Source organism: Asticcacaulis sp. EMRT-3 (genome assembly GCF_030027245.1).
Taxonomy (GTDB): Bacteria; Pseudomonadota; Alphaproteobacteria; order Caulobacterales; family Caulobacteraceae; genus Asticcacaulis.
Genome location: NZ_JASERT010000001.1, coordinates 1079288 through 1104794 on the forward strand (window position 1 = coordinate 1079288; position 25507 = coordinate 1104794).

At 55.5% G+C, this 25507-nt stretch carries 22 protein-coding genes and 3 pseudogenes; 11 read left to right on the top strand and 14 right to left on the bottom strand.

All coding sequences use genetic code 11. The annotated features are described in order from the left end of the window. Positions 1–82: 82 nt before the first annotated feature. The 5 genes from QB905_RS05315 to QB905_RS05335 all read right to left on the bottom strand — a co-directional run bounded on the left by QB905_RS05315 (position 83) and on the right by QB905_RS05335 (position 3595). The gene (locus QB905_RS05315; RefSeq protein ID WP_282973504.1) at positions 83–463 is read right to left on the bottom strand and encodes a cation transporter; all 381 of its coding nucleotides are present in this window, start codon (positions 461–463) and stop codon (positions 83–85) included. A gap of 143 nt (positions 464–606) precedes the next feature. Next, positions 607–804, bottom strand: coding sequence for a hypothetical protein (locus QB905_RS05320; protein ID WP_282973505.1), 198 nt, complete (start codon positions 802–804; stop codon positions 607–609). Positions 805–884: 80 nt separating this feature from the next. After that, the gene (locus QB905_RS05325; protein ID WP_282973506.1) at positions 885–2000 is read right to left on the bottom strand and encodes a nickel/cobalt efflux transporter; all 1116 of its coding nucleotides are present in this window, start codon (positions 1998–2000) and stop codon (positions 885–887) included. A gap of 6 nt (positions 2001–2006) precedes the next feature. Then, complete coding sequence (locus tag QB905_RS05330; protein ID WP_282973507.1) at positions 2007–2282, bottom strand: metal/formaldehyde-sensitive transcriptional repressor; 276 nt, start codon at positions 2280–2282, stop codon at positions 2007–2009. A gap of 620 nt (positions 2283–2902) precedes the next feature. Next, on the bottom strand, positions 2903–3595 hold the full coding sequence (locus QB905_RS05335) for a cytochrome b (RefSeq protein WP_282973508.1): 693 nt from the start codon (positions 3593–3595) through the stop codon (positions 2903–2905). A 464-nt stretch (positions 3596–4059) separates the two neighbouring features. Here QB905_RS05335 and QB905_RS05340 point away from each other — a divergent pair, with 464 nt between their 5' ends. From QB905_RS05340 to QB905_RS05350, 3 genes are all read left to right on the top strand, one after another. After that, on the top strand, positions 4060–6630 hold the full coding sequence (locus QB905_RS05340; RefSeq protein WP_282973509.1) for a TonB-dependent receptor: 2571 nt from the start codon (positions 4060–4062) through the stop codon (positions 6628–6630). A gap of 162 nt (positions 6631–6792) precedes the next feature. Continuing rightward, positions 6793–7830, top strand: coding sequence for a YncE family protein (locus tag QB905_RS05345; RefSeq protein WP_282973510.1), 1038 nt, complete (start codon positions 6793–6795; stop codon positions 7828–7830). Further along, complete coding sequence (locus QB905_RS05350; protein ID WP_282973511.1) at positions 7827–9008, top strand: histidine-type phosphatase; 1182 nt, start codon at positions 7827–7829, stop codon at positions 9006–9008. Before QB905_RS05345 ends, QB905_RS05350 begins: the two co-directional genes overlap by 4 nt. A gap of 178 nt (positions 9009–9186) precedes the next feature. On the opposite strand, the gene QB905_RS05355 is transcribed toward QB905_RS05350, so the two are convergent. The 4 genes and pseudogenes from QB905_RS05355 to QB905_RS05365 form a co-directional block, all read right to left on the bottom strand. Next, complete coding sequence (locus tag QB905_RS05355; RefSeq protein ID WP_282973512.1) at positions 9187–9588, bottom strand: hypothetical protein; 402 nt, start codon at positions 9586–9588, stop codon at positions 9187–9189. A gap of 553 nt (positions 9589–10141) precedes the next feature. Further along, positions 10142–10342 (bottom strand): annotated as a pseudogene (locus QB905_RS15280) (integrase core domain-containing protein); the annotation flags it as partial. A 31-nt stretch (positions 10343–10373) separates the two neighbouring features. Next, positions 10374–10670 (bottom strand): group II intron maturase-specific domain-containing protein, encoded by a 297-nt coding sequence (locus QB905_RS15285; RefSeq protein WP_461781767.1) that lies wholly within the window; start codon positions 10668–10670, stop codon positions 10374–10376. Between the two features lie 131 nt (positions 10671–10801). After that, positions 10802–11982 (bottom strand): IS3 family transposase gene (locus QB905_RS05365; protein ID WP_282973104.1). Its coding sequence is split into 2 segments (ribosomal slippage): positions 10802–11688 and positions 11688–11982, totalling 1182 coding nucleotides; the frame shifts between segments, so codons are not numbered across the junction. A 60-nt stretch (positions 11983–12042) separates the two neighbouring features. On the opposite strand from QB905_RS05365, the pseudogene QB905_RS05370 reads away from it, so the two are divergent. Further along, positions 12043–13068: pseudogene (locus QB905_RS05370) on the top strand (IS3 family transposase); the annotation flags it as partial. Here QB905_RS05370 and QB905_RS05375 read toward each other — a convergent pair. The 5 genes from QB905_RS05375 to QB905_RS05395 form a co-directional block, all read right to left on the bottom strand. Continuing rightward, entirely contained in the window at positions 13039–14397 is a 1359-nt protein-coding gene (locus QB905_RS05375) for a sensor histidine kinase (protein ID WP_282973513.1), read from the bottom strand. The pseudogene QB905_RS05370 and the gene QB905_RS05375 overlap by 30 nt on opposite strands. Further along, a complete protein-coding gene (locus tag QB905_RS05380; protein ID WP_282973514.1) occupies positions 14394–15047 on the bottom strand; it encodes a response regulator transcription factor in 654 nt (217 codons plus the stop codon). The genes QB905_RS05375 and QB905_RS05380 overlap by 4 nt, the downstream gene beginning before the upstream one ends. A gap of 118 nt (positions 15048–15165) precedes the next feature. Next, complete coding sequence (locus QB905_RS05385; protein ID WP_282973515.1) at positions 15166–18261, bottom strand: efflux RND transporter permease subunit; 3096 nt, start codon at positions 18259–18261, stop codon at positions 15166–15168. Continuing rightward, positions 18261–19148, bottom strand: coding sequence for an efflux RND transporter periplasmic adaptor subunit (locus QB905_RS05390; protein WP_282973516.1), 888 nt, complete (start codon positions 19146–19148; stop codon positions 18261–18263). Before QB905_RS05390 ends, QB905_RS05385 begins: the two co-directional genes overlap by 1 nt. Further along, positions 19145–20458 carry a TolC family protein gene (locus QB905_RS05395; protein WP_349252558.1) on the bottom strand — a complete coding sequence of 438 codons (1314 nt, stop codon included), beginning with the start codon at positions 20456–20458 and terminating at the stop codon, positions 19145–19147. Before QB905_RS05395 ends, QB905_RS05390 begins: the two co-directional genes overlap by 4 nt. Positions 20459–20672: 214 nt before the next feature. Here QB905_RS05395 and QB905_RS05400 point away from each other — a divergent pair, with 214 nt between their 5' ends. The 7 genes and pseudogenes from QB905_RS05400 (at position 20673) to QB905_RS05425 (ending at position 25506) form a co-directional block, all read left to right on the top strand. Next, a complete protein-coding gene (locus tag QB905_RS05400) occupies positions 20673–21149 on the top strand; it encodes a DUF2127 domain-containing protein (RefSeq protein WP_282973517.1) in 477 nt (158 codons plus the stop codon). 302 nt (positions 21150–21451) lie between these two features. Continuing rightward, a pseudogene (locus QB905_RS05405) lies at positions 21452–21625 on the top strand (transposase); the annotation flags it as partial. A gap of 118 nt (positions 21626–21743) precedes the next feature. Then, entirely contained in the window at positions 21744–21998 is a 255-nt protein-coding gene (locus QB905_RS15290; protein ID WP_461781768.1) for a heavy-metal-associated domain-containing protein, read from the top strand. 254 nt (positions 21999–22252) lie between these two features. Next, complete coding sequence (locus QB905_RS05410; protein ID WP_349252559.1) at positions 22253–22999, top strand: Bax inhibitor-1/YccA family protein; 747 nt, start codon at positions 22253–22255, stop codon at positions 22997–22999. 35 nt (positions 23000–23034) lie between these two features. Beyond that, the gene (locus QB905_RS05415; RefSeq protein WP_282973518.1) at positions 23035–23535 is read left to right on the top strand and encodes a hypothetical protein; all 501 of its coding nucleotides are present in this window, start codon (positions 23035–23037) and stop codon (positions 23533–23535) included. Between the two features lie 321 nt (positions 23536–23856). After that, a complete protein-coding gene (locus QB905_RS05420; RefSeq protein WP_282973519.1) occupies positions 23857–25056 on the top strand; it encodes an IS256 family transposase in 1200 nt (399 codons plus the stop codon). Between the two features lie 174 nt (positions 25057–25230). After that, a complete protein-coding gene (locus tag QB905_RS05425; RefSeq protein ID WP_282973520.1) occupies positions 25231–25506 on the top strand; it encodes a metal-sensitive transcriptional regulator in 276 nt (91 codons plus the stop codon). The last annotated feature ends 1 nt before the right edge of the window (position 25507 follow it).

Sequence of the window (25507 nt, forward strand, 5' to 3'; positions counted from 1 at the left end):
GGCCATCGACGGTGGCGGGCCTCAGTGGCGACCGCGGCGCGGCGTGTTTATCGGTGCCCCCCAGTCTTTCTAGGCAGGGCGCTTAAGGCTTTGCATCTGCATGCTCCACTCTGGCCGCCTCCCAGATTTCGCGGGCGGCATCGAGATTCATGATTGCTATGCCCATGCCAACAATGAGATCGGGCCAGGCGGTCCGCCACACCAGGGTGACAACGCCTGCCAGCATGATGGCGACGTTCGCGAGTGCGTCATTGCGTGCCGACAAGAAAGCCGCACGGGTCAGACTGCCTTTATGATGCTGGAAACGAGCAAGCAGGAAGGCACAACCGACGTTGACGGCCAAGGCCCCAAGGCCGGTAGTCGAAAGCACCCAGGGTTCAGGCGGAGCGAGGGTATGGATCTTTTGCCAGGCCGTCCAAACGAATGCCAGTGCGGGCGCAAGCAGGATTAGGGCCAAAGCCATGCCGACTCGCGCCCGCAGTTTTTGCGACCACCCCAAGGCCACCGCTATTAGAGCAACGAGCGTTTAATTTGACTTACAAATTGAATGCGAGATGCGGAAAAATGTAAAATGTAGAGTGGGTTGCATTCCTTTGACCGATTCAATCAGAATGCAGACCGCTCTAGGATGTTCACGGACGCATCCTCGAAGAAGTCGACGCTGTCCGCAAACAGCGAGACCGATCCGATGTGCCGGGCAACAGCAAACTCGACCCCGAAATAGCTCAGGTTTGCCAGCGCGACGATTATGACTGCGCCGCGCAGTTGTTTGTTGGCAACAACCTCATCGACCTCAATCATCATGCATTCCACTCATGTTGTGAGGGCTAAAGATACTCTCAAAAGTAGACCCCCGGTGCATTTCTTACAAAGCGTCACCAAAGCTAGTGAATTAGGGCCTTTAGCCCGGTGAAGCCGATGTAAAGCGCCACAAGGACGATAAGACCGCCGGATAGGTAGGGTGCCTTGTTGGCAAGCTTGCCAAAACCCCTGAACCGTTTGGACACATGCTTGACGCTGACCGCTGCCAGCACGCCGGAGGCGACCATAGTCAAGGCTAGGCCGATGCTGAAACAAAAGACAAGCGTGGCGCCGAGCGCGATGCGCTTGACTTGAAGGCAGAGCAGCAGGACGGTGATGGACGCCGGGCATGGGATCAGCCCGCCCGTCAGGCCGAACATGATGATCTGAGGGGTCGTGACTTTCTGGCGTGCGAACCGGGCCCGGATATCCTCGGCATGTTCCTGTTCGTGCGCGTCGGCATAGGCCTCCTCGCCTCCGAAGCCGGCGCCGACCCCAGTGTGGTCATGTACGTGATGGTGTTCTTCGTAGGTCAGCGGATAGGCATGGGCATGACCGGCATGTCCGAGGCTCAGTTTTGCCTTGAATTCATGCGGCTCGGGGATATCGTCGACCGACTCCAGAAAGCCGTTCTTTTGCACAAAAGCGAAGACCTGCTGGCTGCCATCTTCGCGCGCCGTTTCGACTGACACATCAGATGCAGTCCAGGCCTGCCCGCTCTCGCGGAATAGCCGAAAGCGCGGCGATTGGCCCTGTTCGAAGATTTCCAAACGGACCGTGCCGTGGCCCGTATCAATACGCTTGGTTTCGTCGTGACGATGGTGATGATCATGTCCATGACTGACGCCAACTCGCTGATACTGCCACGTCCGCCAGATCATCCAAAGAGCAATGGCCAGCATGATGACCGCTGAGGCAACCTGGAAATAGGGCTCGACGGCTTCGGCGTCCCACTTCTGCCCAAGATAAAGACCGCCAAGCGCGATCAGCCAGACGATCAGGGTGTGCGACAGCGTCGCCGATAGACCAAGGAGCACGGCTTGCCAAACCGTGCCGCGAACGGCGACGATGAAAGCGGCCATCATCGTCTTGGAGTGCCCAGGCTCCAAGCCATGCAAGGCTCCAAGGAGAATGGCCGACGGGATGAAGAGCCAGGCGTTGCCGGTGCCTTGCTGCAACAGGTGGGCGAAATCGTTCATGTTCGGCTACTTCACGTAAGAATGGATGATATCGATGAGGGCTTGCTGCGCTTCAGGCCTCAGCACGCCGGGCTGGTCGGGATCGTCAGCCAGATGATTGCGGATATGATGTTCGACGACCTCCCCCATCAATCCGGATATACCGCCCCGCGCCGCGACGATCAGGTGGAGGATCTTCTCGCTTTCGGCCTCGGACTCGAAGGCGCGTTCCAGCGCTTCGACTTGCCCCTTAATGCGCCGGACGCGCGCCAGGAGCTTGTCCTTCTCTTTGTTCGCGTGCATTGTTGCCTCACATAATATACCCCCCTATACTATAATGCGAACGTCGGAGTCCAGACCGGCGATCGAGGAGCGACAATGGCCAAATTCAAACTGGGTGATGTGAAGCGTGGGGCTTGTTCGCCTTGTTGTCCGCTCTGCTGTTCGGCGCCTCGACCCCTGCGGCCAAGGCCATAATCGGTGGCGTTCATCCCTTGATGCTGGCAGGCCTACTTTATCTGGGTTCGGGGTGCGGCGTCGCCATTGTACGTTTCACCGGAATAAAGCAAGCAGGTGGATAGGGTGAAAGTGATACCATTTCGCATCCGGCCATACTCGCACGTCCGCAAACCGCTGAGAATCCCCCTTCGGACTCTTTCGTTCCGGACAATCCACTAGATGATTCAGGGCGCGCTGACTGAAGCCTGAGGCGTGCCCGGCATGTGCCGGTCCTATCGATAATTTGTCATATAAAAAGGAGACGAACATGTCTGCTGCGAAAACACTCGCCGCTGCGGCGGCGACATGGCCCGTCGGTGGCCCATTCCGCACATCAACATGGCGATATGTCAGCGATTTTCAGCCGCGAAGCGGACATTGCTTGCCGAAAAGGGGCATCAAATTTAGGCCAATGCAGGCAAAACCTAAGACGACTTGGTGGCGGGTATTTGGGCTGGCCGAGCTTGGTCATGTGGGTGGTCTCCGCCGGGCTGAGGCGTGCCCTTATCCACCATGTAACCCGCTGCAATCGCCAGAGCGACGACGCCGACAGGGATGATCCAGCGCCAGTTCAATAAGGACTTGGGTGTCAGGCCAGGCAACATATGCTGCATGACCGCATCCTTATCGACGAACTGATGTTTAAGGGCTGCGAGGATATGCAGCGGGATCATGGCGTAGATGATCAGCTTGGCGAGGAGCCCGTGGATGGTAGAGATTTGCTCGTGCAGATCATGTGACTGCGGCATAGGCAAATGCGGCCACGTAAACAGGCCGAAGAAAGGGATTGGTCTAGCCAGGGTTGACACCATCAACCAGCCGCTAAGAGGCAGGCCAATGATGAGAACATAAAATCCAACATGCAAGGTTTTGGCGGCAAACATCTGCCACTTCGGCCCCTCGACATCAGGGGGTGCCTTTAAGACAAGGCGAAGGGCCAGGCGAACAACGCTCAGGATCAAAACAGACAGGCCGACCGATTCATGCAGGGCCGCGCGAACCGAGCGCAAAGTGTCATGGTCGTCCATTCGCCAGCCCAGAAAGACCATAAAAATGATCAAACCTGCTATCAGCCAATGAAGCCACCGGCTGTAGAGGTTGTAACTTGAAACTGGCATTCGACACTCCGTGACCGCAAGCGGGTCAGCGAACAGATTGCGCGGCAATCTGCTGGGATAACTCCATAACACCGTGCCCCCATGCGTGCCGTAAAATCAAGAGAAGCTTTTTTACCTGTCCTGAGTCAGGCGGACTATCTCGGCAATGGCTTTACCTCCAAGAATGAATCAAATCGACGAGGCAAAGTCGTTTAGTGCGCCAGTTTTGGTAAGGGTTTGTGCGTCAGGCCTGCATCCGTCTCCACAAATTGAGGTTTCAGGGCGCAAGTACATGAAGCGTGATCATGGCTCAGATTACCAGCCCGGCCAGCCTAGCCAGCGCTCTGGATGGTAGAGCCGCTTCATAAATCGATCTTAAAATTGTCATCAAAGGGAATCTAAAGCGCAACAAACAAGGGCCAAAGGGAACCGCTTAGAGGCAAGGGGAGGTCGCGGTGACTTCGTCCCGGCGGGAGGCTTTGAACATGTTCCACACAAAACGCGCTACGTGGCTGCTGACGACAACGGCAGCGACCCTTGTATTCACACTCGGTTCTGCGGCTGCCGCGCAAGGCGCAAGCCAGCCTCAAGCAGCCAATGCCTCAAATAAAAATATTGAGACGGTTGTTGTTGTGGGTACCCGCGATCAGGCAAGGCTGATAAAGCGGCACGCTGATACCCTTATCGATATTGCGCCGCTTGAGCAAATCCGCTCCTTGCCGGACGCCAATGCGGCCGAGGCCCTGCAGCGCCTGCCCGGCATTTCGATGGAATCCGACTCCGGGGCAGGCCGGTATATCAATATCCGCGGTATGGATGCCGATCTCAACGGCACCACATTTGACGGCGTGCGTATGATGGCCAACAATCCGCAAACGCCTCAGGGCGGCGCGCGTGCCGTGGCTTTTGATGCCTTCCCGGCGGGCATTCTGGGCGGCCTTGAGGTCATCAAATCGCTGACCCCGGACATGGACGCGGAAGGTCTTGGCGGTGTTGTGAATATCCAACCCCGCTCAATCCCGGTGGGAAAGGATCACGTGTTTGACGCGACACTGGGCGGAGGTGTTGAATCGCTACGCAACACGAGCGTTTTCAAAGGCGATATTACGGTTGGCAAACGCTTCCTTGATGGCAAGCTGTCGATCATAGGCAGTTATGCCTATTTCAAGGATGAACGCGGAATCGACGATGTTGAAGCCGACTATATCAACGATCCTACGGTTGTCCCGTCAGGCACCAGCGCATTCTTGACGCAGAAGGCCTTCGACGACGTGCAGTACCGCTGGTATCAGTATCATCGCACCCGTCAGGGCTATGGGGCCGGCATCACGTATGATGTGAGCGATCATACGCAGGTCTATCTGCGCGGTTTCCATGCCGGCTATGTCGAGACAGCCAACAAGCACGAATTTATCCTTAATGGGCTGGCCGACAATATCGTCAGTGTGGACAATGCCACCGGCAATTTCACATCCAATGGCGTAAGTGCGCAGTATTCCAATATCAATACGCGCGAAAAACTGGGTAATGATCTGATCGAACTGGGCGGCAACACACTGCTGGGTGGCACGGTCAAGGCGGACGCAAGACTGTCCTGGACCGAAGGCACGGATCAGTTTCCTTATTCCGTCAATGCGCGCTTTATTGATCCCACGAACGTGGACGTTACTTACAATAATACCAATGCGAAACGTCCGACCTATCAGGTTCTGGGCGGCGTCAACGTGTTTGATCCTTCGCTTTACACAAAGCTGAAGAAGGGCAACAGCCCATCAAAGAACACAGACCAGGAGTATGCTGGCAACGTCAATTTTTCGATGCCGCTTGATTTAGTGGGTGAAAATGGCGCGCTCAAATTCGGCGCCAATGTACGCGAACGTACGCGCAAGCAACAGGACTATGCCGCCGATTTCGCCATCAGTACAATTTCGTTAAGCGATTACGTCAGTGGTTCTGACATCACCTACTATAATGGCAGCTACAATATCGGACCGCAGCCGATCTACGAAAAACTGCTGACCATCCCGCAAACGCCGATAACGGCTGATCCCTCGACCTATGAGGATGACAACGAGAATATTTATGCCGCCTATGTGCAATACAATACCAGCTTTGAGAAGCTGGATGTGGTCGGAGGCGTTCGTATTGAAACCACCGACGGCACCTATCGCGCCAATGATGTGGATGCAGACGGCAACTTCCTGGCACGGCACGACACTGCACACAAATACACAAACTTCTTCCCGGATCTGAGTTTGAAGTACAATTACAGCGATGCGATCCAGATCCGTGCCGCGTTTTCGTCGGCAATCGCGAGGCCCGGTTTTAATCAGATCACGGCCGCGCGCTCGATCGACGCCTTCAATGCAACGCCAGTGATCACGCAAGGTAATCCGGATCTGAAACCGACCCTGGGCCACAATCTGGATCTGTCGGCTATCTACTACCTGCCGCATAACGGGGTTGCCTCGATCGGTCTGTTCTACAAATCCTTCGACAATTACATCATTGCTAACAATACGATCGGCGCCACGGATGTTGCGGGCTTTGTCGGACAGAAGGTGAATCTGATCAGCTACGCGAATGTCGGCTCTGCGAAGGCCCAGGGCATCGAAATGAGCTATGATCAGCAATTCGTCTTCCTGCCGGGTGCGCTTTCTGGTCTGGGTGTAGAGGGCAACCTCACCTATGTTGAATCCAGAGGCGATATCCGTCCCGGCGAGAGCCACACCCTGCCGCAGACCTCGCCCTTTACCTACAATGCGGCCGTTTTCTATAACCGAGGCCCCTTATATCTGAAGCTCGCGGCATCCTATGTCTCGACCAACCTCTGGGCAGTCGGCGGAGACGCCTCAACAGATATCTATTCCCAGCCGCGCTTCCGTCTTGACTTTGGCAGCACTTACGCCGTCACGAACCACGTCCAGCTTTACTTCGACGCGAAGAATATCAGCAACACGCACCTGGACTTCACGCAAACCAAAAACAAGAACTTCCCCGTTCAGAACGAGTTCTACGATGCGGATTATCTTTTCGGCTTGCGCGTAAAATATTAGAATAAATTCTATTCTAACAGGGTGATGAATTCAATTCGTCACCCTGTTTTCAATAATAGACATCTCATTTGAGTAAAGTCTGAAAACCTGCATATTTTCTGACATGAAAATGCAGTGATTAGGCAGAATTCACCTGATCAAAAATAGGGATTATTTCAAATCATGATACGGAAAATTCTTTGGATATTTGCGGGATTCGCCCTTTTGAGTACTGCCGCGTTTGCGGCCACAACTGCGGCACCAACTTATACGGTTGCGAAGACGATTGCGCTCGGTAGCCCCACCGACTTTGATTTCGTCGTTTTCGACCCGGTGATGAACCGCGCATATTTCTCGCACGGTTCGGAAGTTTCGGTAATTGATGGCCGCACCGGTTCCTTGCTGGGGGCACTGAAAGGCATTGATGGCGCCCATAGTGTTGCGCCTGTCCCCGCAATGAACCGTGTGTACGCCGACAGCGGAAACAACCATATGCTCTATGCGTATGACGCCCGGAACTTTAAAAAACTTGCCGCCATTCCGGTGGTTAGCGACACAGATGCGATGACCTACGATCCGGCCAGTCATCAGGTGTTCGCTTTCGGCGGCGATGCCCATGCGGTCAGTGTTATCGATCCGAAAACGAATAAGGTTGTCGCCACCATAGCGCTCGATGGTTCGCCGGAAGAAGCCGTACCCGACGGCACTGGCAAGGTTTTCGTTAATATAAGCGACCTGAACGAGATCAAGCAGATCGATGCCAGAACAAATAAGGTCACCGCCACCTGGTCGGTGCCCGGTTGTCCAAACATTCACGGGCTTGCGATCGACACCGAAACACACCGGCTATTCGCAAGTTGTAAGGACAATGCCAAAATGATCGTGGTCGATGCAAATAATGGAAAGGTTTTAGCATCCTTGCCCATTGGCCTTGGTACCGACGGTGCCGCTTTTGATCCAATCCGGCACCTCGCGTTCAGCTCCAACAAGGACGGCACATTGTCGATCATCAAAGAGAACGGGCCTGATAGCTTCACTAATCTCGGTAGCATCAAGACTATACCCGGTGCCAAGAACATGGCGGTGAATCCGACAACTGGCCGGATATTTCTGATCAGCGGGAAGGCTCAATCGATTTTGCCGGGAAATCCGGGCGGCGCGCCTGATATTCAGTTTGTTCCAGGTTCGATCTTCGCCTTGATACTGGATCCCGCATCATGAGCCGGGGCTGGCTCTGGCGCCATGTCACTGTTTTATGCCTGGCTGTGTTATCCTTCGCCCCGATGGCTGCGAATGCGTCCGCACTGAAGCTGGAACGTACCGTGCTTCTCATGCGTCATGGCGTTCGCCCGCCGACGCACACGCCCGCACTCAGCCCCACCATCGCGCCTTCGCCCTGGCCAAACTGGTCCACCCCAAACGGCTATCTGACCCCACATGGGGCACAGGCTATCACTCTGCTGGCTGCATATGACCGCGCGCATTTTGCGCCTTCGGCAGGCTGCCCTGATGTGCGTATCTATGCCGATACCGATGAGCGGACGTTAAAAACGGGTGAAGCCTATGCCGCCGGCTTCGCGCCTGGCTGTCACATCAAGGTGCACCACGCGGCTGGCACCGATCCGCTTTTCTCGGCGCTCGACAACGGCGCGAAGGATTTCGATTCTGTTCAGGCCAAAGCCCAGATGCTGGCGGCAGCCGATGGCAATCTCAACACCCCTGTCGTCGCTAATCAGGCGCTGTTTGACACGATGCAAGCTACTTTACAGCCTGGAGGAACCGCTTTTCTTCACCTACCTGCAAACATTATCATTAAACGGTCGCATACGAAGCCAAAGCTGACAGGCCCGATTGCAGAGGGTGCCTCCGCTGCGGAAGACTTCCTGCTCGAATATATCGAAGGTAAACCCATGAACGAGGTGGCGTGGGGCCGCGCCACACCTGCCCAGATTGCTACGCTGTTGGCGCTTCACCCGCTAAAGTACACAATTGAGGCACGCCCGGCGTATATCGCGCATGCCACTGCCCTGCCGCTGGCCAGAAAAATCCTCGTGGACCTAACGCGTGGTCCGCCAACCAGCATTATTATCGGCCACGATACCAATCAGGCCGAACTCAGCGGGCTGCTTAAACTCCATTGGCACCTTGGTGGCTATCCGGCAGACGACCCGCCACCTGGCGGCGGCATTGTCTTTGCTCTGCTGGCCGCGCCCGACGGCACAGACTACGTGACCGCTACCTATCAAACACAAACCATGGACCAGATTAGGAACCTGACGAAACTCACCAACACCAGCCCGCCGGCTGTTGAACCTCTGGCCATTCCGGGTTGCGGTGATAGTCCAGCCCCAACAGCCTGTACGCTTCAGGCGTTTACGGCACTGGTAGATGGCCTTTGATACAGGATAAGGCTGGTGAAGCTTGTGCCAAGACCGAGGCGACTGGCTGTTTTCGCTTGTGAGAGATAGGCACCAAGACACCAGATTGTTGACGAAAGTATCGTCCATAGGCCCGATGTCTCAGACACACCCCGATGCCAGATTATGGGGCAGAGACGAACTCTGCCCCATAATCTGATTACCAGCCACTGCGGTCATCGCGCCATTCATGGTGACGATGGAAAAAATAGCTCCAGCCGCCGTCGTAGCGATCATCCCGAGGCATCGCCCTTTGATCGCGACGGTCACCGTTACGGTAGCCTCCATCATAATGGCTACTGTCCTGGCGAGCATAAATGTTATCGGAGCTGTGACCATAACCACCTTGGTTATAATGGCTTTGATCAAAATTGCCGCCTCGATAGCCGTCTTGGCGACGGCCATCCGAACGTGTTTGATCATAGCTGCGGGTATCGCCTCGATGTGCGCCTTGGTCATGCCAATCCTGCGCCACTGCAAGGCCAGGAAGGGCGATACCGATCAAGGCTGCGGAGGCCATAGCCGCTACCATGATTGTCTTGGTTGATGTCAGTTTACTCATAGCGGGTCTCCTAAGCGTGTCGGCTGCGCGATCATCGTCATGCCGTTCTTGAGACCTGTTATGCCCCCTTCACTATGAATGGCGCGTGAGGCGGGTGTTCACCTATGTTCATCCTGGATATAATCTTCTCTGAATATCACTCTCGGCACGTATTGGCAGCCATGGCTGGCAATTCGAAGTGAGCGGCATCAATTTGCGATCGAGATAGCATTCAGCTCCGCCGCAATTACGCTGCTGATGGGCTCCGGTTCACGACCGAGAAGTTTGCCGAGAGCTGGATCCACGACCGCAAACTCGTCCTGTCGGCTGGCTTGATAGAAACCCGACAATATGTCGATGACGTCAGTTGGCAGTCCATTGGTCGCAAGGGTTTGATAAGTTCGACAGAGCTGGCTCAGTTCGTTTGGACACGCAGCGGGCCGAGATAAGTGGATGCCGCCAGTTTCTGTTGTGTCCTGAGTTGTCCACAGCGGCGGTCGGTCGTCGCCTTCACGACGAAAGACCGATAGCCGCGGTGGGCAACTCTCACGCGCTGCGCGTCGTGCGATTCGTTTTATGCCGCCTGCGCCAAGCTTGGCAAGCCTGAGACGTAAACCTGATCCGGTGTTCGACCTTGGTGGGCCGAATGCGGGCGCCGGGCATTGTAAAAGGCCAGGTACCTGCCGATCTGGGCGCGGGCGTCGCTGACCGTGTCGTAGGCGTGGAGGTAGTCGAGTGGCGCGAGGCATTTCAGCCTCGCGCTCTCCCAGAACCGTGCGTGAACCTCTCGATTCACACGGCTCCTGTCATTCACCGTTGGTACCGAGGGCCCAATGAGCGAACATGGTCGGGTTGCGCTGCCGAAGCGAACGTAACCACGCCCACGCTGCCATCGTCTGGCCGCGGAACCGTTTGTATTTGCGACAAACCCATCGGACGATAAAGGCGTCGATGGTGCGAAGCGCATTGCGAAGTTTGGAGGGATAGAAACGACCATAATATTGGACCCAGCCCTGTAGAACAGGGCGCGCCCATTTAGCAATTTCTTCCAGATCAAGGTCGTTGCGCCGATGTAGCCGCCATCGCCGCACCTCCTGCCGCATCCGTTTGCCAGCCTTATCGCTGACAGCCGGACTGAAGCTTACGAAGTGCTTTTGCTGGCGTCCGATCGCAACCCTTGGCCGGAAAGTATAGCCATGGACTTGCCCGGAAAAAGTGGAGAGCGAACCGGGTTTTAGGCAGCCAGCTTGAGAGCGGTGCTCTCGAACTGGATGGGGCTCATATAGCCTAAGGCGGAATGCCTTCGGCGTGGGTTGTAGAAGCCGTCGATATATTGGGATATCTCGGCTTCTGCCTGCTGGCGGGATCTGTAGGCCGTCCGCCATATCAGCTCGGATTTGATGGTCTTGAACACCGTCTCGACCATCGCATTGTCATAACAGTTGCCCTTGCCCGACATGGACAGGATAAAGCCTCGGCCCGTCAAGAGCTTTTGGTAGGCCTCGGAACAATATTGGCTGCCGCGGTCGGAGTGGTGAATAACGCCACGCGGCGGTCTGCGTATGGCGATGGCGCGTTGCAGGGCATTGAGGGCAAGATCCTTCTTCAACCGGTCGCTGACCGACCAGCCGATAATCCGGCGGGAATAAAGATCGAGCACGATCGCCAGGTAAAGCCAACCCTCCGCCGTCCAGATATAGCTGATATCGACACCCCATTTCTGGTCAGGCGCTGACGCCTCAAAGTCCTGATCCAGAATATTGGGCGCCACAGGCCCGCCATGATGGCTGTCGGTCGTTTTCTTATAACGCCTTGTCTGCAAGGCCTTCAAACCGTTGTCGCGCATCAGACGGGCAACGCGATGGCGCCCGACCTCGACGCCGTCTTCCTGCAATTCGACCGTCATACGCGGGCTGCCATAGGTTTCATGCGACGTGGCGAACTGCGACCGGATATGCGCCAGAAGCACCAGGTCATCCTTCTGACGACGGCTGGGCGCACGGCCCTTCCAGGCGTAAAAGCCGCTCATGCTGACGCCGAACAGGGCGCAACTGCGGCGGACAGGAACGGTGGCCTTCTCCGCATCGATGACCCGAAATATCATTTCGTGGTCTCCCGCGCGAAGAAGGCGGCTGCTTTTTTTAGAAGGTCGCGCTCCTGGCGCAAAATCTCATTCTCTTTGCGAAGCCGCGCCAGCTCCTTGCTGACGTCTGAGTGCGGCCCCGACAAAAGATCGGCCTCCCGATGTTGCGTCAGCCAGCGCGTCAGCGTCGATTTTCCAATACCCAGATCTTCTGCAATTGCGGCAACAGATCGGCCACTCGTCTCAACAAGACGCACAGCCTCAGCACGGAACTCCGGCGTCACACCAGCATGGCGACCACGCCCGCCTAATGTCTTCTTCTCGTCCTTCATGGATCAAACTCCTAGCAAATTTTAGAAGTTCGCTCTCCACTTTTTTCGGGCAAGTCCAGTGGCGTAATGGGCGCTTGCCTAACCGCACTCGGCTTGTCAAAAGCCACTTTCCATCGGCGCCGGGCCAAAGCCCTCCATCCGCTTGAAGACAAAGCTCCGCGTCCAAGACCCCCGCGGGCCCTATCTGATCTGGAGCGCGACGGCATTCTCGCGCTTTTGCATGAACCCCAATTTGCCGATCTCGCGCCCGCCGAGATCTATGCGACCTTGCTGGACCAGGGAATCTACCACTGCTCCATACGCACCATGTACCGCGTCCTTCACGATAATGACGAGGTTAAAGAGCGCCGACGCCAATTACGTCATCCAGTCTACAAGAAGCCTGAGCTGCTCGCAGAAAAGCCCAATGAAGTCTGGTCGTGGGACATAACGAAACTGATGGGACCAGCCAAGTGGACCTACTTTTATCTATATGTAATCATTGATATATTCAGCCGGCGAGTTGTCGGCTGGTATGTCGCAGATTGTGAAAGCGCCAACCTGTTTAAGCTGCTCTTTCATGACGCTGTCCAAAAGCATGATATACCAGCAGATCAACTGACCCTCCATGCGGACAGGGGGCCGTCTATGAAAGCCAAGGCGACTGCATTTATGTTGGCAGATCTCGGCGTCACGAAGTCACACAGCAGGCCCTATACTTCGAACGACAATCCTTTCTCGGAAAGCCACTTCAAAACGTTGAAGTACCAACCTCAGTTCCCGAAGAGGTTCGGCTGCATCCAGGACGCCAAAGCCTTCTGCCAGCATTTCTTCAGCTGGTACAATCAAGACCATCACCATGCCGGAATTGGACTGATGACGCCAAATCAAGTCCATTTCGGCAAGGTCGATGCCATCTACGACGAGCGCCAAAAGACCCTTAGCCTGGCTTTTCAAGCCAACCCCGACCGTTTCGTCAACAAAGCCTCTCTACCGCCGCAAAAGCCGATCGCCGCCTGGATAAATCCCCCGGCCAAAACGCTGGAAATCAAACAAAATGAGTGCAAACTGAAATTCTTAGGCCAGAAAGCGCAGATAGACGATTAAGCCCGACCCGTCTGCGGGATTGGCAAGTCGGATCTCAGCACCGATAAGTTCGCAAATGGTGTGCACGATCGCCAGGCCGAGGCCGCTGCCTGCCCGAGTATTGCCCTGGATGCGATAAAATCGGCCAAAGACCTTATCCTGTTCGACCTCAGGAATGCCCGGACCATGATCACGCAGCACAAATTCGGTTGTTTCACCTGCGCGACCTATACTCACTTCGACAGCGCTATCCGGCGCTGAATGTTTAATGGCATTGTCCAAAAGGTTGCTCAGCAGAAGGCTGAGCAGTGGCTTGTTAGCCATGATGGACACGCCTTCATCACCTGTCAGGATCAATTCCAGGCCGCGCGTATGCGCCTTGCTGTAAAGTTCACCTAGCGCCTCGCGCGTGGAATCGTATAGATTTATAGGTGTCAATTTTGCGGGCGTGTGCGAAATGCGCGCAAGCGTCAATAATTGATCGAGCAAGCGTGACGTGCGTTGCACGCCGCCCAAAAGCGCATCAAATGCGCGCTGCCTGTCGCGCTCGGTCAGGGCGGCTCGAGCGACTTCGGCCTGAACACCGAGGGCAGCAAGCGGTGTGCGCAGTTCGTGGGCAGCATTGTCGGTGAACAGACGTTCCTGATCACGAGAGACTGCGAGTTTCGTCAAAAGAGAATTGATCGAGTCTGAAAGCGGGGCCAATTCAGATGGCAACTTGTCGCCATCGACACGACCAAGATCATTCGGCGAGCGCCTGCGAATAACCGCAGCGAAAGCGCGCAAATCGCGTAAGCCCCACCGAATACCAAGCCAGACACCCAGCAAAATGATCGGCATGACGAACAACAGCGGCAAGGATACGCCCCAGACAATGCGTTGTGATATTTCTTGTCTCGCCTGCAACCTTTCCGCCACTTCTACCAGAATGTGGTCAGAGGGACTGCGATACGTGAAAACGCGCCACTTTGCACCGTTGCGACGAATGACCCTGAAACCACTGGCTTCAGCTGGCGTGTTGGCGTTTGGCGCATTGCCTGACGCTATAACAATCTGGTCGTTCCGCCAGACTCGAAAACTACGCCAGATGGAGTACTCATCAAGCGCCGCCTCATCCTCAGGCGATAGTCCCATATTGCCGTTCTCAACTTGGAAGCGTTGCGGATCCTGTTCCGCACGTGCCAGCTTCCAGAGCTCCTGCGCCGAAGAGATCATTTGCGAGTCGTATACCTCGGAGATTTCATCGTCCGCACTCATATAGGCAATCGCGCCGATCAGAACGGTGACCAACACGAACGGCAGGGCAACGCCTTTCAGGATCTGCCATGTCAGGGAGCCGCGCTTCGTCATGGATTGATCACATAGCCGATACCACGCAACGTTGTAATTAAATCCTTCCCCAGCTTCTTACGCAGCGTGTAGATGGTGGCCTCAACCGTATTGCTCTCGAAGTCGTCATTCCAACTATATATCTGTTGTTCGATTTCCGACTTGCTGACGACCCGGCCGACGCGTTGCATGAGTAGTTCAAGGATCTGATATTCGCGTGCCCGCATTTTGACCCAATTACCGCCTTTGCGCACGGCGCGAGCAGACGTGTCGAGCTCAATGTCCCGAAATAGGATCGTGGGATTGGCGCGTCCATGGCTGCGTCGTTGGACGGCGCGCAGCCTAGCAAGCAGTTCACCGAGCGCGAAAGGTTTGACGACGTAGTCGTCGGCCCCGAGATCGAGCCCCTCAATGCGGTCGGCAACCCCGTCACGTGCCGTCATTATAATGACTGGCAGATCCAAACTGGTCCGGAGTGTTCGCAAAACATCAAAGCCAGAGATTCCTGGCAGATTGATATCGAGGATCACAGCTTCGTAGGCATTAGTACGCAGGGCTAGAAGCGCATCTGGACCGTCTTTGATCCAGTCGGTGAGGTAGCCGCCCTGGCTCAGACCGGCCTGAAGGGCCTCGCCTAGCATTTCGTCGTCCTCGACAAGCAGTATCCGCATGGCTCGGATCATAGCATGATAAGATAAGACGAAACTGAAGCCTTTTGCGATTGTAGGTCAACTCGTTCACGGCTACCGTTTACAGCTTGTGCTGTCGTCGCTGGTTGTTCCCCGGATATCACATCCTCACTGACTTAGCCCTACGCCGAAAACGCCAGATCAGGCTGGGCAAGAGGATTAGACTTAGAAGCGTAGAAGTCACTAGCCCGCCAAGAATAACAATCGCCATCGGCCCCTGAATTTCGCGCCCCGCCTGCCCTGTTTCCAGCGCCAGAGGCATCAGCCCCAGGGCAGTTACTAATGCGGTCATCAAAATGGGCGTTACGCGCTCGCGTGTGGCCATCAGTACAGTACTCTCCGACCAAGGGTGGCCTTCAGCCACCAGTTGGTCTGTATGCGCCAGCAATAGGATTGCGTTGCGCGCTGCTACGCCCAGCAGGGTTACGAAACCAACCAGCGCTCCCAGCGACAGACTTCCACCGCTGAGGGCGACGGCAGCCACACCACCTACCAACGCGAACGGAGCTGAGGCTACAATCAGCCACACTGCTCTAGCTTCCCGGAAGGCCAGAACCAGCAAAGCCACAATGCCAACTAAAGCCAGCGCGGTGTTGAACAATAGCTCGTTGCGGGCCTTAATCAAGTCATCGGCTACGCTAACATAATCGAGATAGACGCCCGGTGGCAGCTTTACTTTTGCAGCGATGGTCGCCTTGGCGGCCAAGGTAACGCGCGTGACTTCGCTTGGTTTCGGGTTAGCGGTGACGGTTTCAACCAACTGACCACCGATATGTGAAATCTGGGTGCGACTGTCGCCCAGTGTGACCTTTGCGATGTCGGACAGACGTGCCAAATCTCCATTGGCGCCGCGCACCAGCAGTTCTCCTACCGCCTCGGGGCTTTGTCGGAGGTTCTGCGGCAGGGTGACGGCCACATTGATGACGCGGTCAGTGCGGTAAATCTGTGTGGCGTCGATTCCCTTATAGGCGCTCTGAACGGCGTTTAGCACATCCTTGGGTGATATGCCGCGCGCCGACGCTGCCTGACGGTTAATATCCACATGCACACTTGGCGCCTTAGGCGGTGTGGTGAGTTTGACATCGTTGGCGCCTTTTACGTCTTGCAGAACTGAAGCGATCTGATTTGCGACATGGTCGAGCGTGTCCGCGTCTGCGCCATATACATTGATGGCAAGGTTGGCCGTCTCGCCCGTCAGGGATTCGCCAATACGGTCGCCGAGAAAGGTGACGACATCGGTTTGCAGGCCCGGATAGTGATCAAGCACCTCATGAATTTTCGCTTCGATTGCATCTTGCCGCGCGCCTGATAGATGCGGCTTGAGCTCCAGTTGAAACTCACTACGCTCGGTTCCTGAAGTATCTTCGCTACCAGGCGCCCGACCGATGGCTTGTTCAATCCCTGAGATACCCGGTATGGCAAGGATCTCTTTCGAGATCGACTCACCATAGCGTCGCGTCACCTGAAGGGAGGTTCCCGGTTGCGCCGCAACCTGAAGAACGAAATGCCCCTCCCTAAAGGAGGGCATCAACTCGCTTCTGAAGAAAAATAAACCCATGATCGCCGCCAAAGTCGCTAACCCAGTAGCAATCATCACCGTGCTGGGACGTGCAAAAACACGACGCAGCAACTTTTCGTGGCCATCTTTCAGCCGCGTCATCAGTTTTGGTTCCGGCGGTAATTGGCTGTGCTCCAGAAAGAGGAAGCTGAGTGCTGGCGTCACTGTCATGGCAATAAACAACGAAATCAGCGTTGCCAGAATGAAAGCGGTCGCCAGGGGGGCAAAAAACGCTCCCTGCAAGCCATGCATCATGACGACCGGCACCAATACGAGTGCTACCACCAGAGTCGCATAGATAACCGGTGAACGCACTTCCAGTGAGGCCTTCAAAATGACTCCGATTGTCGCTTCGCTTCTGCCTTCTGGCATATCGCGATTTTGGCGCAGCCGACGGACAATGTTCTCGACGTCGATGACTGCGTCATCGAGGACCACGCCCAACGCCACGGCCAGCCCGCCCAGAGTCATGGTGTTGATCGTCACGCCTGCACGATCCAGCACCATAATCGCAACCAGTAATGAAAGAGGAATACTGACAAAGGAGATGAGTACAGTCTTGATATTGCGCATGAAAGCAAAAAGGATGACAGCGATCAGAGCAGCACCAATTAACAGGTCTTCAGTAATCCCAGCCAGGGCGGTTTCAATGAAGTTTGCTGGGCGGTGTAAACCCGTCACCATCTCGATACCCTGCGATGCCATAGCGGGCTTCATCTCGGCAAGCGCTTTTTCGACTTCGTGCGTGACCTTGAGCGTGTTCGAGCCATACTGGCTTGACAGGACGATCAGCACCCCGGGCTTACCCATGATTACGGCGTCGCCGAAATCGGGCGCAGGCGCCTCAACCACTTGGGCAACGTCGCCAATGTGCAGGCCCTGCGCTCCAGCAGCAGTGATCGGTGCGGCAGCAATGTCATCGGTCGTCGCGGCCTGCGTTTTCGGCTCGACAAGAATGCGTTGTTCGGAGGTATCTATGAAGCCACCGCCGCTTATGGCGGTTGCAGCTTGTGTCGCCGCAACAACATCTGACAAACTGAGGCCAAAAGTTTGCAGGGCATGTGGATCAACGCGCACTTCGATGCGTCGTACCTCGCCGCCATAGACAGCCGCGCGCGCTACACCTGGTACGGCCATCAGACGCGGCCGCAGCTTCCACTGTACCCAATCGCGCAAGGCCTGCGGCCCCTCCGACTTACTGAGAAACCCAACGGCTAATAGATCCATGGTTGGCGATGTCAGCGGCGACAGGGTCGGCGCGCCAACTCCGTTCGGAAGCGTCTGGGGCACATCATTGAGCGCCTCAGCAACGATTTGGCGTGCCCGATATGGTTCGGATCCGTCGTTAAAGATAACCTGAACGATGCTGAGGCCCTGAATGGAGGTTGAGCGAACCTGCTTGACGCCCTGCGCCCCATTGACCGCCTGTTCGACCGGGCGTGTGACGAGCTGCTCGACCTGCGCGGCCGACAAACCCGGTGATTCGGTCTGGATCTCGGCCTGGGGAGGCACAAAATCAGGGAAGACGTCATAATTGGCACGGGCCAGCGTCAGGCCACCGGCGACAAGCGCAAGAGCCGCCGCAACAGCGATTAAGCGCGGGTGTTTGAGGCAGGTGCCAACAAGACGGGACAGCATCAGTCGTCACCGTCCACTGGTGCGGCGGTTGCCGTGTAGAGCGCCGATGCACCCTGGGTCACAACATGCTCACCGACATGGAAACCGCTGTTTACGATCAGCCCATCGTCGCTAACGTGTATAGGCTGGACAAGCCGGCGATCAAACCGTGTCGGCGCAGTCTTAACATAAGCAAATATCTGGCCGTCATGCCGCAGAAGGGCAGCATTTGGGATTAAAAGACCATTGATACTGCCATCATAGAGCTCTGCCGTCATTGAAAGGCCCGTTGTAAGCCAGCGCGCCGCCATTCCGCGTACCACAACGATCAAACCCGGCGATTGCAGCTTGCCGTCCGCGGTACGCGCAGGGCCCAAAATCTCGGCATCGACATCACCGGTCGACGTATGCAGGCGGACGCTACGCGCACCGGCCTGCCCGCGACCAGACGGCGTATCGACACGAACGAGTGCCGCCTGACCAGAGGCAAGATCCCTGGCGAAGTTGGTTGAAGCAAGCCGGGCTACGGCGGGACCGACCTGCAAAGCAATCTGCTGTCTCAACAAGATGACACGCGCCTGATCGGCGGCAGCCTGCGCCGCTGCGGCTTCAGCGACCTTGACCGAAACTGTGTCATTGCCACTCAGCCTTTTCGTGCGTGTGGCCTCGGCGGATGATGCAGTAGCTGCGGCGCTGGCCGCAGATAGATCGCTGATGTAACCCAGCAACGGTGCCGGATCAATGACAGTGGCATAGCCACTTACGCTACCGGCGCTATGCGCAACATCGAGGGGAGCTGTGACGATTTGTAGCCTCGCCTGAGTTGCCGCATTGAGTATCTGTGTTGTTTGCGCTTGTGCATCTACCGGTAAAACCAGCAGAATAAGCGAAAGGGTAAGAGTCTTCATTTAGTCATATCCATCAAAGCAGCGGTCAAATCACGCGCATCAAGCGGATCAAATGGAATATGTCGCGCATCTTCCAGATCAAGCCTTGCCTGATCCGCCGTGGCTCGCGCCTGCGCAAGGGCAAGGTTGGTTTCCAGCGCCGCTATACGCGCCTGTAACAGCGTGATGCAGTCGGCTTCACCTTCACTCGCAGCGGCTTCGGCATGCCTCGCAATCTCGTTGGCGAGCGGTACATCATGAACAGCAATCTGGCGCTGTAGCAATTCAGCGCTTTCCCATCGCGCATGGGTGCGAGCGACATAAGCCAGAGCCGTCTTCACGGTGGCTTCCAGCGACTTCCCTGACGCCAATCGCGCCTGATCGGCTGCGTCGATGTTGGCCCGGTTGCCATCAAGCGGGGGCAAGTTAAGCGACAAATTGAATGGCAACTTCACCACGCCGCGCTCCCAGATATATCCCGGTGAAACAGTGATATCCGGATACTGCTGCGCCACGGCCAGGCGCAGCGCACTTTCGGACAGGTCATAATTAGCCACTGCGGTCTGGATATCCGGACGCGCATAAAGGACTATATCGTCATTCAGGTCTATTGATTTCCCAGATTGGGGAGGTGGCAAGTTGTACACTCTGGATGTATCCGCGTCGAGCGCATGGGCAAGATCACTGAGAGCGGCCTGTGCCTCACCTTGCGTCTGAATCAGTGTTTGCTGTGTCTGTAGTGTAGCGATCCGGGCGGTATCAAGGCCGTCGTGCGCATCCTCACCCGCAGCCATGCGTTGTTGCAGTGCTGCTTCGAGGGCGCGGCGCTGATCCAAAAGGGCGCGGGCCGCTACTTCAATGGCACGGGCACTGGCTAGTTTGACCTGCGCCTCTCGCAAGTTCTGGCGCGTTTGCCATAAGGCTTCAGCGAGGGTGGCCCGTGCCTTCATAACCTCGACACTTGCAGCCGTAATGCGGCTACCGCGCCGCGCGTTCGTATCAAAAGGAATATCAACGGCCATGCCCCATAGCCATGGTCGCGCTGAATCAGCCGCCTTCGAATATTCACTACTTAAAGCTAAAGTGATTGTCGGCATCTGTCGTGCCGCCTTTAACTCGGCTTGGGTGGACGCCAAGTGAGCACGTGCTGCAGCAACTTCCGGACTGCGCGACAGGGCTAGACTCAACAAATTGCCGGTGGGAACGGATGACGGCATAGGTGCGGTGGCACCAAGGCTTTCGAGTGGCTTCTGCATCGGCGAGTAGGTCGCACATGCACTGAGGCCTAACAGGCCAACTACGCAGAAAAGGGCCAATCTTAGATCGATCATACGGTCGGCTCGCAGACAAAGTTGAGCCAAAAAATACGTTTATAGATATGAATTATCGGGCGTTTGCCCGAATTTTTTGCTGCCGGCCAACTTCTGCATATCGATAGCTCAACTATGGACCGATGTCTGCCTGTCCTTAGGTTGAGCATTTTTATGATTATCTGAATCAAGTGAGTCACAGTACGGTTTCGCTGTTGAAGGTATCGCTCGCGAAATGAACGAAATTCGAATACGTCAAATATTTAATATCAGTCTTATTTTGAAAGGCATTCATGCGTTGGTTGAGTGCGCCGGTGGTATTGTGCTGGCCGTCGTCAGCACGAAAGCCATCGCGCTTTTTGTGAACAACATTACTCAAGAGGAATTGGTCGAAGATCCAAAAGACTTCGTCGCCACGCATCTGCTCGCCATTGCGCACAATTTTTCCATAAATACGAAAACTTTTTATGCTATCTACCTTTTCGCACATGGTATTGTAAATCTGGCTCTGGTCGTTGGCCTGTTTAAAGGCAAGCTTTGGTCATATCCTGCCTCTTTGATCATTCTTATGCTTCTGATTGCATATCAGCTCTACCGATACTCCTACACCCATGGTCTGGGCCTGATCCTGCTTACAATTTTCGATATCCTCATTGTAGTGATCATCTGGCATGAATACAGGCTCGCGCGCCGTCATATGCCAACCCAATAGAGTCAGTTCGACGAAGCCCTCAAGCACCGCCCGTTATAGCGGCTTCCGTCCGGCTTTTGCCATTACACCCCAAGCGGTTGAAAATCCAGATGCAGGACAGGTTGCACAAAGCGTTATGGGTCTTCTGCGAGATGTAATCAATTCATTCTAATCTATAATCCGACTCCGAGAGGATTCGAAAATAGGGCTTGCTAACCCGAATTATACATGAGGGGTCGGCGGAAGTAGCTTAATTGTCTGAAATCATGTAGGAATTGGTTGTTCACACCCATCCACGCGATTCAGGGAAAGAGACCTCCGCCATGCATGATCCTATGCTACCTTTACCCGGCTTGTCATCTGTAAATGGCAAGCCCGTGGTTATAAAATTCGATGGTGGTCAGCTGTCATCTGACGGTGGCGTACTTGCCCTTCGTGAGGTCAATGAACGCCTTGGCATATCCGATCGACTTGCCATCTGTATTGTGGATCGCCGAGGTTGGTATTAAGCGCACAGCTTCACATATTCGGAAATCAAACGGTATGTGGCCCCGGCCGAATGGATACGTATCGCCGCCGAATTCTTCATAAAGTTCGTCAGAAAGAGGCATGGCAATGCAAACCGAACTCTTAAAGGTAAGTGGAATGACATACGGCGGTTGCGTGAGCAATGTTACGTATGCTTTGAAAGCTCTTCCAGGAGTAGGCGACGTCAACGTCTCGCTCGCGGCCGGCGAGGCTACGGTACAATACGACGAACACCGAAGCACTGCCGACCAGATTAAGGCGGCCGTGAGAGCCGCGGGCGATGGTGTGGATAGGCTGATTGGCAATGAGAGCCATCCGTCCAAAGGTAGATGCTGCGGTTAGACGCTCGCACGCCCGATCGCTGGTTTAGGGCGCAATGCCGTCACGTCTATACGCTGACTGACTTCTCGGACAGTTAGAATTCGGAATTCGCCGTGGAAACGAGCGTCATTGAGGTTGCTTGATTACGGTCAATTACAATTTGGAAACCGCGGTTTAGTTTAAGGGTCTGTTGATCAACGTAAATGCTGGCGCCGCTTCTATCGTCAACAATATCCCCCGAATTTCGCCATAGTGGAAGTCAATAGGAGAGCTCCTTGCTTCAAACAAATATACAGGCTTCCACCGGCTCGCAATCGGCAATATACGATGTGGGCCTGCGCGCTTACATGCTCAGAATTTACATGTACATGACAGGCGGCCTCGCAACTACGGGCGCAATTGCGCTGTTCTCTGCCCAGTCCGCGACGGCTTTACACGCGATGTACAGCTACCAAGGTACCGCCATCGTGGGCATGAAGCCCTTGGCCTGGATTGTCATGTTCGCACCGCTGGGGCTTGTGATGTTCCTCAGTTTCGGGCTGCAGCGCATGAGCCTGTTCACTGCACAACTGAGCTACTGGGTTTATGCAGCGTTGATGGGGTTGTCGCTCTCTACCATATTCCTCACCTACACCGGCGAAAGCATAGCCAGCGCCCTCTTCATTACGGCCGGCACGTTCGGGGCCATGAGTCTCTACGGCTATTCGACCAAGCGCGATCTCACCGGCCTCGGCTCGGTACTGATGATGGGATTGATCGGCGTGATCATCGCCTCGGTCGTCAACCTTTTTCTAAAAAGCAATTCCTTGCAGTTCGGGATCTCCATCATTGGCGTCCTCGTCTTTATCGGCCTGACAGCCTACGATACCCAAAAACTCAAACTGCTGTACGCGACACTCACCGATAAGAACGATGGGCTTGGCAAGATCGTTATTCTGGGCGCGCTTACCCTGTATCTCGACTTCATCAACCTCTTCCTGCAACTGCTCTACCTCTTTGGCAACCGGCGCAAAAGTTGGTGACCGTTCCAATCAATCACGACAACTGGAGATATCTCATGAATATCAAGTTCCAATCCCTTCTGCTGGCTTCGACCCTCGTCCTGTCGGCCGGGGTGGCCAATGCCCAAAACATGGCACCGACAAGCCCGGCGAAAGTAATGCCCATGACGGCACCGATGACGGCACCCATGAAGTCGCCAGCGATGCCTATGGCATCTGGCGGTATAACCGACATGAAGGCCCATATGGGCGACATGCAAAAGCATATGGGAGATATGGCCGAGAAGATGCAGGCCATGGACGCACAGATGCAAAGCATGGCCAAGACGGAAACCAGTCCCGCCAAACGGAAGAAGATGGCCGCTATGCACGCCGATATGGCCGCGCAAATGCAGGACATGCAAAAGATGCAAGCCATGATGGGCTCAATGCCGTGCATGAAGGACGGCCAAATGGGGATGATGGGCAACCAAGGAGGCACGATGCCCGATCAATCGTCATCGTCCTCGGCGGCATCCGATAGCGCAGATCACGATATCCATCATCCCGCGAAGTAGGCTCTTCTGTGGGCGCCTCACTTGGCGCGCCATCGCGGGTAGCCTCCAGAAAATGACTCTCCTTGTAAACCGGTCTGGCTCAGCTCCCATAATATAGGCGCCGTAATCTTTGCAGTGATCGCCATCAAACCCAGGTTTGTCTTCAGCGGCAGGCCTCACAAATGGTCGTGTCCCAGCGAGTGGTGTAACTGGGTAAGAGCGTAGCGCATGGCTCGCTGCCCATTCAAAAGGGCAAAGCGAGCCTTAGCGTAGCGGGTTGGTCATCAGTGATTTTCGGATAGGTTTGGGTTGCGACACTCATTCCAGAACGAAAGAACACCGATGACCGACGATATGATGGCCCTGAAAGGGCTTGTTGAAAAGACCTCAGACAGCGATTTGTTGCGCGACATGATCAGCTTCACGGCTGAACGCTTGATGGCATTGGAAGTGAGCGGCATGACCGGTGCCGGCTACCATGAGAAAACCGGCGACCGGCTGGTCCAGCGCAACGGCTATCGTGACCGAGACTGGGAAACACGCGCAGGCACGGTCGAGCTTCGGATCCCGAAGCTTCGTAAAGGCAGTTACTTCCCGGGTTTCCTGGAGCCCAGGCGCGTGGCCGAGAAGGCACTGACGGCTGTGATCCAGGAGGCTTACGTTCAGGGTATCTCGACGCGCTCTGTCGATGATCTGGTCAAGGCGATGGGGATGAGCGGCATCTCCAAGAGTCAGGTCAGTCGGCTGTGCGAAGAGATCGATGACCGTGTGAAGGCTTTCCTGAACCGCCCCATTGAAGGGGAATGGCCATACATCTGGATTGACGCTACGTATCTGAAGGTGCGCCGGGGCGGCCGTATCGTCTCGGTCGCCGTCATCATCTGCGTTGGCGTCAACAGCGACGGCAGGCGTGAAGTGCTGGGCATGGAGGTCGGCACCTCGGAAGCCGAACCGATCTGGGCAGAGTTCCTGCGCAACCTGACACGCCGGGGCCTGCGTGGTGTCAAACTTGTGGTCTCTGATGCCCACATCGGGATCAAGGGTGCCGTCTCCAAGGTTCTCAACGCCACCTGGCAGCGCTGCCGTGTTCACTTCATGCGCAATGTCTGCGCCCATGCCGGCAAGAGCGGGCGACGCGTCGTCTCTGCCTTCATCGGCACGGCCTTCGCCCAGGAGACGGCGGAAACGGCGAGTACCCAATGGCGAAACGTCGCCGACCAGCTCAGGCCCAAAATGCCAAAGCTGGCCACGATCATGGACGAGGCTGAGCACGATGTCCTGGCCTATATGACCTTCCCGAAGGAACACCGCATCAAGCTGCACTCAACCAACCCCATTGAACGGCTCAATGGCGAAATCAAGCGTCGCTGCGATGTCGTGGGCATCTTCCCAAACGACGATGCCATCACCAGACTGGTCGGCGCCATCCTGCTCGAACAGAACGATGAATGGGCGGTTCAGCGCGGGCGCTACATTACCCTTGAAACCATCGCACAACTCAGCGATGATCCACTTCTCAGCATGCCAGCCGTGGCAAACTGAGCGAAACCCGGACCTGTCCGGAAGTCATTGATGCCAAGCGCTCAATTACACCACGCCCTGGGGCACGATCTCACAAATTGCCTGCCCGACATTGCACATTGAATATTGATGGCTTGACATCGCAATATACCCCTCACAGGTATATACCCGATCAGGGTATATATTGAGGTCGCAATGTCCGAACATCCATCCCACACCGAACAACTGCCGCGCCTGAACCGGGCGGGCGGCCAGATCGAAGGAATCAAGCGCATGATCGGCGAAGGCCAGTATTGCGTCGATATCCTGACCCAACTCCGGGCCGTGCGCAGCGCCATCAAGACCATCGAACTTAGCGTGCTCGAAACCCACATGAAATCCTGCCTCGTCAAGTCTTGTGCCTGCGGCGACGACACCACGCGCGATAAGCAACTCGCCGAAATCATGGTTCTTCTCAAGAAGTACGAATAGG